This window comes from Allosphingosinicella sp., assembly GCF_059502505.1.
In genome coordinates this window covers 1-2076 of sequence record NZ_JCACEU010000011.1, presented here as the reverse complement: position 1 = coordinate 2076, position 2076 = coordinate 1, and the positions used below count along the sequence as shown (strand labels likewise).

The window sequence follows — 2076 nt, the reverse complement described above, 5'->3', positions numbered from 1 at the left end:
CCGCCAGGTGCGCCGTCCAGGCGGCCTCGTCGGCAAAGACCTTCGCCGGATGCGCTGCCAGCATCTCGATCACCGGCCCGGCCAGGGCGCGGCTACGCATGTAATCCAGTGCCGCCTCGTTGATCACGTACGCACCGTGGCCGGCGCGGAGCACCGAGAGGAAGGCTTGGCGCGACTTCGAGGCGCCGCTGCGGAAGGCGGTGAAGCGCCCATCGCCGATTTGCGTCGTGAAGGCGTCCTGCCGGGCATGCCGGGCCGCGGTGTCGTCCACCGTCACCCAGCGCGCCGTCGCCAGGCCGGCCCGCAGCACCGCCTGGTCCTCGGCAATCAGATCGTCCAGCCGCGAGGTCAGCAGCCGCACCACCTGGCGCTTCGAGATCTCAAGGCCGATCCCAGCCAGCAGGGCCACCAGCCGCTCCGTCGTCACCTGGCCCTGGGCATGGGCGACGAGGAGGAAGCGCCGCAGCCCCGGCCCGAAGCCGCCGACGATGCCGGCCGGCAAGGGCGCCAGCACCGTCTCGCCGGACGGCGTCGCCCAGCGCTCCCGCCGATAGCGCACCACCTCAGGCGTGAGGGTCAGCTCGCGCACCAGGATGTCCTGATAGCCCTTGAACCGCGAGCCCGGCGGTGGCGCGGCCGGTACCAGCACTTCGGTGGTCACTGCCTCGCGGTCGCGCTTGGCACCGCGCCGGCGCCGTGACCGCTTGTTGCCGCTCTTGCCCAGCCCGGCGCCGCCCGTCGCCTGCTCCATGCCGGACGGCCGTGAGGGCGGCCGCAGCGGCAGCCCCTTCAGCCGCGCCACTTCGTCCCGCAGCGCCTGGTTCTCCGCCTGCAGCGCCGCATTGGCGGCCACGAGGTCGGCAACCTTCGCCACCAGCGTGCCGACAAACTCCCGCAACTCGGCAAGCGACAAGGTCTCCAGCGGCGTGCTGTCGGGCGGCCGCATGACCAGGGTGAATCACGCCGCCATCCCCGTAGGTGCAACCGCCTCGCCTGGGAATTTGCCCCGGTTACATGCATGATAGGCAGCTGACTGCCGCGCGGGCGGATAGGATGCAGAGGAGGGTAACCTCTCCTGCAGTTCCCCTCCATTATCGGGGACCCGCATACCTGAGATCAGATTGAGGCGATCGATGGCGCCGCTACCTTGCTTGCCCCGTCTTCTGCGGGGTGCGTCGCTGGCGCCGCAGGGTCCGGAGCATCGCCGCCCGCAGGTCGCGGTTCATGCGGGTGAGGTAGCCGGGGCCCTGGGCCTCGTAGAAGGCCAGCACGTCGGCATCGATCCGCAGCGTCTTCTGTACCTTCCGCGGCTTGTAGAAGCGGCCCCGGAGCGCGTCCGTCCAGTTCGTGACCTCGGGAGCGTCCGGGTCCTCGGTGTTTATTTGCACGTCAGGCAGCGCGGCGGCTGCCTGGAGCTGCGCCAGCAGCTCCGGGGAGAGCCCAGTCGGTCTCCTAGAAGGTCCCTTCTTCATATGCCCTCCGCTCGTGTGATTTCGCCTTCCGCACGCTGATGATGCGGCCGACCTCGCGGCCGTCCTCCTGCTCGACAGGGTCGGTGTGCACCACGAACAGGACCACGACCCCGCCCGCGCTGCCGACCGTCTGCCAGCGGTCGCCGTCCGGATGCGGGTCCGGGCGGGACAGCGCCAGTGGGTCGCCGTCCAGCACCAACACCCCGGCAGCCAGGGACAGCTCCTGGTGGTTCTGCCGGTTCAGCGCATCCTTGTTCGGGTCCCAGATCCACTCCGGCACGGGCCATCCCTATGTAGTTCCGGAAGTGCAGCTACACAAACGTAGGCTTAGAAGTCGGTAGGACATCCTCTGCGGGCGGGCCAGGTCGGCCGGAATAGCGTGAGGAGGGGTGCCCATGCCTGGTCCGATGCTCCGGATTTACCGCCCGGCTGGTGAGGACGCAGGCGCTGCTTCGACAGAGGCTTGCGGTCCGGTCTGCATTCAAATCGAAGTTTTCGGTCCACTGGCCGGGCGCTGGACCGGGAGCGTCTAGGCGGCAGATTATGACCAGCTAGCAGCCCGTCGGACTTACGGCGCTGACCCAGCCTGGGTAGATTCCGAGGG

At 69.1% G+C, this 2076-nt stretch carries 2 protein-coding genes and 1 pseudogene; all 3 read right to left on the bottom strand.

Annotation, left to right across the window (positions count from 1 at the left end; translation table 11 throughout):
• Positions 1–946: pseudogene (locus tag AC5JBD_RS00405) on the bottom strand (hypothetical protein); the annotation flags it as partial.
• Between the two features lie 196 nt (positions 947–1142).
• A complete protein-coding gene (locus AC5JBD_RS00400; RefSeq protein WP_495719774.1) occupies positions 1143–1472 on the bottom strand; it encodes a BrnA antitoxin family protein in 330 nt (109 codons plus the stop codon).
• Positions 1453–1752, bottom strand: coding sequence for a BrnT family toxin (locus AC5JBD_RS00395; RefSeq protein WP_495719773.1), 300 nt, complete (start codon positions 1750–1752; stop codon positions 1453–1455). Before AC5JBD_RS00395 ends, AC5JBD_RS00400 begins: the two co-directional genes overlap by 20 nt.
• Positions 1753–2076 lie beyond the last annotated feature (324 nt).

Excerpts from the sequence above, each read along its gene's own strand:
- AC5JBD_RS00400 (WP_495719774.1), bottom strand. The coding sequence starts at position 1,472 with ATGAAGAAGGGACCTTCTAGGAGACCGACTGGGCTCTCCCCGGAGCTG.